Source organism: Pseudomonas sp. BN417, from assembly GCF_029871205.1.
GTDB lineage: Bacteria > Pseudomonadota > Gammaproteobacteria > Pseudomonadales > Pseudomonadaceae > Metapseudomonas.
The window spans coordinates 1-7,197 of sequence record NZ_SSOJ01000074.1 but is presented as its reverse complement, the minus strand read 5'-3'; the positions used below and the strand labels follow the sequence as shown (position 1 = coordinate 7,197).

At 58.3% G+C, this 7,197-nt stretch carries 7 protein-coding genes; 3 read left to right on the top strand and 4 right to left on the bottom strand.

From position 1 onward, the window contains the following. Window positions 1-397, bottom strand: a 397-nt coding sequence (locus E8F11_RS08300) for a Bro-N domain-containing protein (protein ID WP_280288363.1), incomplete at its 3' end; no start/stop codon positions are given. 515 nt (window positions 398-912) lie between these two features. Here E8F11_RS08300 and E8F11_RS08295 point away from each other — a divergent pair. Then, a complete protein-coding gene (locus tag E8F11_RS08295; RefSeq protein ID WP_280288362.1) occupies window positions 913-1,176 on the top strand; it encodes a hypothetical protein in 264 nt (87 codons plus the stop codon). Next, entirely contained in the window at window positions 1,173-1,937 is a 765-nt protein-coding gene (locus E8F11_RS08290) for a Fic family protein (protein ID WP_280288361.1), read from the top strand. Before E8F11_RS08295 ends, E8F11_RS08290 begins: the two co-directional genes overlap by 4 nt. A 137-nt stretch (window positions 1,938-2,074) precedes the next feature. Here the strand turns inward: E8F11_RS08290 and E8F11_RS08285 are convergent, their stop codons facing one another. The 3 genes from E8F11_RS08285 to E8F11_RS08275 form a co-directional block, all read right to left on the bottom strand. After that, window positions 2,075-2,791: a UTRA domain-containing protein gene (locus E8F11_RS08285; RefSeq protein WP_280288360.1), complete on the bottom strand. Its 717-nt coding sequence runs from the start codon at window positions 2,789-2,791 to the stop codon at window positions 2,075-2,077. Window positions 2,792-3,080: 289 nt separating this feature from the next. After that, complete coding sequence (locus E8F11_RS08280; RefSeq protein WP_280288364.1) at window positions 3,081-3,734, bottom strand: HAD family hydrolase; 654 nt, start codon at window positions 3,732-3,734, stop codon at window positions 3,081-3,083. A gap of 200 nt (window positions 3,735-3,934) precedes the next feature. Then, entirely contained in the window at window positions 3,935-5,290 is a 1,356-nt protein-coding gene (locus E8F11_RS08275) for an MFS transporter (protein ID WP_280288359.1), read from the bottom strand. 941 nt (window positions 5,291-6,231) lie between these two features. On the opposite strand from E8F11_RS08275, the gene E8F11_RS08270 reads away from it, so the two are divergent. Continuing rightward, window positions 6,232-7,197: IS110 family transposase (locus tag E8F11_RS08270; RefSeq protein WP_280287030.1), on the top strand; the 966-nt coding region annotated here is incomplete at its 3' end.

The following is a 7,197-nucleotide window of genomic DNA, read 5'->3' as shown; positions in this document are numbered from 1 at the left end:
CTTCGCGGTAGGGGCGCTGGGCGTCGAAGCGTTCTTCTTCCCTCAGGCGCGGAATCACCTGCTGGGTGATCCACTGGCGGATGCCGCGGTTTTCCGGGTGGTAGTAGAGGATCAGCACGGCATAGACGCCGGACTCGCCGATCAGCAGTTCCTGCTCGAAGTCGCCATGGCCGTTGCGCATCCAGGCGCGTTGCAACTGGTCCTCGTCCAGATTGCGCTGCACCCGTTCGGGGAGATGCGCGTGGTTGATCAGCCGGGCCAGGTCGCTGACGGCAAACCAGGGCTCTTCATCCAGCAGCACGGCGCGCAGCAGGCGCTTGTGGCGGACGAACCGGGCGGGCATCAGGACTTCGGCGTCGGACTGGGGGTAGGGGTGGAACTGGGGGAAATCGGGCATATCCATTACCTCCGCTTGTTTGAACTGCTTTTTCAGGGCTGTTGGAGTCGCTAGCCAAGAAACCCCAAGCAGAGGGCCGGGCATATTCCCCTTTCGGGTCTTGTATTAGCCCACTCCCGACAGAGCAGAGGTTTTGAGCGTGCGCGAGTATGCCGCAGGCACAAAAAAGCCGCTGAACTATCGGGAGTGGTTGGTCTGGTGTGTGAGTAAGCGTTTGTGGATTCAATCGATGGATGCAACACACTAGATCCTGGGTAGTCAGGAGGAGTGTTGCAGATGCAGCAAAGACCCCGGATCCATTACACCGAAATCCATTTGAGTATGACGGCGAGTACGAAAAGCCAGAGGATCTGCTGCCTGACGCATTCCACCTGAACGCGCCGCAAAAGCATGACGTGGCCGAGACCATGGCTTGACAACGGATCGAAGCTATCAAGCTGTTCGGGAGGCCCGGGCACAGGCGCAAATGAGCAGGCTTTGATGCTATGATTCGACGGCGAATGGAGGGCTTTTCGATGACCAAAACCGCCGCTGTCAGTGTTGCCAGTCAAGTCCGCAAGCTTGCCAAGGCTCACAAGGTCACCGCTGAGCGCGACGGAATAAGCCGCATGGCTGTGACCATCACTCGTCTTGCCGGCGATCTGGTCGAGCTAGATGGCATTGAGCAGCTGCTCGTTAATCTCAAAAAGAAAGGCGTTCTGAGTAAGACGGAAACTCTTGCACTCCAGGGGCGCTACCTCCAAGAAAAGAGGCGTTCGAAAAAGAAACTCAGCGCATGAGTTTCGATCCCTTCGGCGATTTCGAAACCGCCGGCTATCTTCGAAATCTTCAAGGCCTCAAAGATCCTATCGAAGTCAAAGAGTCTGAACACTTTACCTTCGAGCTGAGTATCGAAGAGGCTCTTTCATACTTGGCCAAAAAGAAGCCACTCGACTACAAAACCGTCCTTAAGGTTCACAAGATCCTGTTTGGCGGATTTTACCCATGGGCTGGCAAAGATCGAAATGAGCTTGTTCCGCATCTAGCTGTATTCAAAGGGTCGCACGACGATCCACGTAGCACCGTCTTCGAGCGCCCAGACTTCATCAAGATGTCCGTCGACTATGCGCTCCAGCTCGCGACAGACAAGAAAAAGTTCAAGGAAAAGCCTGGCGAGATTATGGGCCAGCTGGCGTTCGCACACCCCTTCCTGGACGGTAACGGACGCACCATCCTGCTTGTTTTCATGGAGCTATGCTACCGAGCAGGATTCGCCATTAATTGGTCTAAAACGAGCAAAGACGACTACCTGCTAGCGCTTAGCGACGAGATTCGGGAGCCCTTCAAGGGGCACCTCGATAACTACCTGAAGCCTTTCGTGGTTGGCATAACAAGCCGTGACGAGTGGCCGGAGATCATCGGTGACATTCGCGGTCTCGATGGACTCGACAAAGAAGACATCACATACGAGAGCTTGGATAACCCGGAAGTCCAGCAGATCTACAAAACCTACCGGGCCCAGCATCAAGACGCCCCGGTGCCTCCGGGATCTGATGGCTGAGGAAAGGGGACCTTGGCTTCAAACGGTCAGAGCAACAGCTCGGATAGTCTCTCCGCTGGAGATTGGAAGCCAAGGTCGCCTTTTTATGCGATGGCGACCACGAAGAGCAGGGCGGCGAGGATTATCCCGGAGCTTTCCTATTCGGGTACTTCAACATTCACTTGCAGCGCATCATGGCGCCAGTACTCCACGTCACAGTCAATCAGTCGACCTGACTGGTCCCGATTGATGCGAATGATCTGCAGCGCGGGACTGCCGACCGAGGCCTTCAGCGGAGCTGCCGCTTCCGCAGGCAGGATGGTCGGGACCATCTCGAACCGCACCCGGCCGTAGCGGATGTTGTAACGGCTGGCGTAGAGGTCGGTCAGGGAGCGAGTCAGGTCGAATTCGTCGATTCCGGGGAAGTAGCTGGGGTTCAGGTAGTGTTCGACATAGAGCACCAACCGGCCATCCACGCGACGGGCGCGCCGAATCTGGTAGACCCTGGAGAGAGCCGGTAGCTCCAGGCGCTCGCAGATATCCACGCTGGCCGGTATCAGGCCGACACCAAGCACCTCGGTCGCAGGGACTCTTCCCTGTTCCGCCACCATGGCGTGAAAGTGGCTCCGGACCAGCGGGTTGTAGACCAGCCGCTGGGGGGAGACGAACCAACCTCGGCGCTCCTCCCGATAGATCAGCCCCTGGGCCTCCAGTTGCCCAAGGGCCTCGCGCAGCGTAATCCGCGTAGTCGAGAACACTTCACACATCTGGCGCTCGCTGGGGAGCTTGCTACCACGGCGCAACAGGCCGCGATCCATCTGCTCTCGCAGGGCCTGGTAGATGACCGTCAATGGCCGGGACGGCTCATCGCGCATAACTTCTCCGTGCTGGTCGGGTTTCCGGGCGCACAGAGTAATGCCTCCCACGCTGCTCTGGTATATCGGCCAATCCAGGACGGGTGAGTGGCTTGGAATGCACAGAGCGTCAGACTGGGCGACCCCGAATGGCCGGAAAATTCATCGCCAAAGAAACTCCGGCCAGAGCGCAGGTGCCTGAGGACTCGAATAGCTCCTCGGGCTCAGCGACGTGTAACGCTGGAGCGTCGATGAAAGGCATTCAGGCGCACCGCCTTGGCCAGCGTGAAGCGGGTCCGTCCTGCACAATTCAACGCCAGCTCAGTACGGGCCAGCCTGCCTGTGTGGCATGACTGAGTAGGGTGTCATCGGGATTGACTGCATTCGGCTTGTCGACCAGGGAAAGCAGGGGCAAGTCGTTGCGGGAGTCAGAGTAGAAGGAGGCTCCCGCCAATACTTCGCCCTGTTCCTGCAGCCAGGCGTCGAGGCGGGATACCTTGCCTTCGCGGTAGGTCAATGTGCCGCGGGTTTTCCCGGTATAGACCCCCTCCCTCTCCTCGAGGTCGATCGCCAATACGTCCTCGATCCCCAGGCGCTTTCCTATGGCACTGACCAGGAAATGCGCCGACGCCGAAATTATCAGGATGCGGTCGCCATTCTGGCGGTGGTTGGCCAGGCAGTGAATGGCGTCGGAATAGATCAGCGGTTCTATTTTCCTGTCTATGAATGCATCGACTGCCACGGCTATCTCTTTCGCGGTGCGACCGGTGACGGGGGAAAGGGTGAAGTCCATGTACTCTTCCATGGCCAGCCTGCCCTCCGCGTAAAGGGCCATCAGTTCATTCTCCTTGCGGATGAATGATGCTCTCTCGACCCATTCCAGGTCGGTCATGTGATGGCCCCATAGCGTGGCGCAGTCTCCATTGATGAGTGTTTCGTCCAGGTCGAAGATGGCAAGGGGCATAGGTTGTTCCTTTTTCAGAGGTGGGGCTTTCCAGGCCAGGTGCTTGTTCTTGTGCTGAACAGGGCTTGAGTGATCGCCCCGGCGTTTTGGGTTTTCGTTGCTAGGTTCGGTGAACAGGATTGGTGAAGGTGTCGCCGCCAGGCGGGGCACTGAGTCATCCATGGCGGCGCCAATTCCTTTCAAGAAGTTCGGTGGGGCATTTACTGCGCCTTTCCAGGTTGAAGCTGCTCCCCGCGGGGATGCGCATCCGGTGCCCCCGCTTCAGTGCGGTCCGCGTGTGATTTCGGGCGGCTGTTCCAGAACGGCACCAGCATCAGGCTGGCCAGAAGTGCGGTGGCGGTGAAGACGAAGAACACAGTGATGGTGTCGAAGTAACCGGGAAGCAAACCGCCGAGGATGGCCCCTACCGAACCGCAGCCATTGACGAATCCTGTCGCGGTACCGGCCGATTCGCTGGTGCCGAAGTCAATGGCGGCGGCACCGCTGATCATCGAGTCAGGCCCGTAGAGAGTGACGCCCATCATGAAGAGCAGACCTATCACCAGATAGAGGCTGCCGCTCTGCATGGCGGGGACGAAAAGCGCCAGGCAAACCGTGAGAGCAGCCAGGCTAAGCACGCAGGCGGGCATGCGTCGGGCGCCAAACAATTTGTCCGAAGCGATTCCTATAAGAACGGGGCCCGCCAGTCCGGCGACTTCGAAGGCGGCCGGGACGATGGATGAGGCGACCTTTCCTATCTCGGGCATGCGCTCATAGATGATCACCGGTCCCCAGAGCAGGATGGCGTAACGCGCGGGCTTGAGCAGGAAATAAGCAATCCCCAGGACCAGCACGTGGGTGTTCTTCAACACCTTCTTTATCGAGCCCGATGACCTGGTTCGAGGCATATCGTCGGTCGTTATCGGGGTTGTCTCGGCCCCCACGGGCGGAAATCCGACATCCTGGGGGCGATTGCGTTGTAACAGGAAGAACAGCACAGCAACGATCAGCACCACCACAGCGGAAGAGATGAATGCCATGCGCCAGCTTTGGGAAAGACTGTAGGCGCACCAACCGGCGAAAGGCGTCGCCACCAGGCCGCCGAATGCATAGCAAGTGCTCCAGTAGCCAAGCACCCGACCTCGCTCGTGGGTGGCGAAGAAGGCGCCTATGTTCTTGCAGAGACCGGACCACCCGGTGGACTGGGCAAGCCCTTGGGCCACCATGCAGGCAGCGAAGATCGGCAGCGTCGCAAAGGTGCCCATGACGATGGCCGCCAAGGCTGACGCCACAAGGCCGCCCAGCACTACGACACGTGTTCCGAAACGATCGGCGAATACGCCCCACATGAACTGGCCGATCGCGTAGGCGGTGAGATAGAGCGCATCGAGATCCGCCATTGCGCTCTTCTCGAGTTCGAAGCCAGGGTCTTCGCTGATACCCAGTTTGGCGACGGAGAATGCCTTTCGCGTGAAGTAGAAGGCGGCGTAAGCCACCCAGGTGATAACGAAGATCTGGATGCGCCAGCGCTGGAGGGATTTCCAGCCGCCGTGCAGGGTACCGGGATTCTTGTTCATTTTCGGGGTCCCTATGGTTTCTAGACAGTGCAAAGAAATTTGTTCTTGTTCTGGGTACTGCCGAGCTGGCCAGTTCAGTGGACTAGACCAAATCCACTTGGCATGGCGATGCGTTGCGATAGGTGACGATCTGGGGGGCTCTCCTCCTCTACCTTGTCGAGTGCAGGGTGTTTTTAGTCAGCCGTTTTGGCCGTCAGGACAGGGGCTGGCCGGACGGTGAGCCCAATCTACCATCGGTTTGATTTATTGGTCTAGACCAGTTTTAGTTTGATTGGATGAAGAAAGAAACGAAAAAATGATTGAAAATCCAGATAAATCGCATTTTTATGTTCGATAATGTTGATTTAACGTGATCTTTTCTATTGATTTAATGGCTCTGGAATAGACCAGCTTTCTGGGCTTGGCGGAATGGTGGGAATGGGGTCCCAGGGGGATGATCCGAGACTGCATCGGCGAAAGGCGTAGGAACGGGAATTCCTGGGAAGCAGGGCAGTGAAGGGACAGATTCATTTTTCTACTCTAGGTTTGGCTTGGGCGCATGGAAATACGTGGCGAGCGAGGCGAACCTAGAGCGACGAATATAAATCTGTCCCCCTTTTGTGCCTGCGCGCCGTTCTCGAATTCACCGAGGACGATGGCAAGGCAATAGGGTTTACCGATGGGCAGGTGGGCGTCAGTAGGATGGGTGGAGCCTGCGATACCCATCAACTCAGTCGCGATGGGTAGCGCTCCGCTCGCGGAGCGCCGCCCGGCCCATCCTTGTATCTCTCCAGGGCAATGAGGTTAGCTACCTCACTGCCCAGGGCCGGGAAAGCCGTTCCCATCCTGAGAGCTCGACTCTGTTTCGTAGATTGTGCTCCCGGCCCTCTTCTCCAACTCCTGAATGGTATCCAAGCCCCTCCACCGGAGTGAGGCTGCATGAACAAGGCAAGGATCGAGAGATGGCGGTTATTGGAATCGATGTCAGCAAGCAAAAGCTCGACTGTCTGTGGTTACGCGACCCGGACAGTCTGAAGGTCAAGACCAAGGTATTTACCAATCAAGTAGACGGCTTTGCCGCCTTGATCGAGTGGTGCTGCACCCACAGTGGCGTTGCCGCCGGGGAACTGAAGGTGTTCCTTGAGGCCACCGGGGTCTACCACGAATCCTTGGCGTATTACCTGCACGACCGTGGCGTTCAGGTCTTCGTCCTGAACCCGGCGCAAGTCCGCGAATATGCGCGCAGCCTGGGTATTCGCGGTAAGACGGACAAGCAGGACAGCCTGGTGCTCGCCCGTTTTGGCGCGACCCAAAAGGCCCGACGCTGGTTGCCGGAGGCGCGGGAGATCCGCGAGCTGAAAGCGATGATCGTGCGGTATGAGGCGTTGCAGGAGGACCTCCAGCGCGAACTGAACCGGCGGGAAAAAGCCGAGGTCAGTCAGGCCAGCCTCAGCGTAGTGGCCTCCATCGATACGATGCTCAGTGCCCTGCGTCAGGAGGCCGAACGCCTGAAGCAGGAGATCGACGACCACATCGACCGGCACGACCAGCTCAAACGCAACCGGGAGCTGCTGCGGAGCATCCAGGGCATCGGGGATGTCCTTTCCCGCCACCTGCTGGCGTTTCTGCACAGCCGCGACTTTGGCTGTGCCCGACAATGCGCGGCCTATGCGGGCCTGGTTCCACGCCCCTGGGACTCGGGGACGTCGGTAAAAGGCAAACCACGCTTGACCAAAGCGGGGCAGCCTCGGCTGCGGGCCAAGCTCTACATGGGGGCCATTGTGGCCAAACAGCACAATCCCACGGTCAAAGCGCTTTACCAGCGTCTGCTGGCACGCGGGAAAGCCAAGATGAGCGCCCTGGGCGCGGCCATGCGCAAGCTGCTGCAGATTGCCTATGGTGTGCTCAAGACGCAGACACCCTATCAG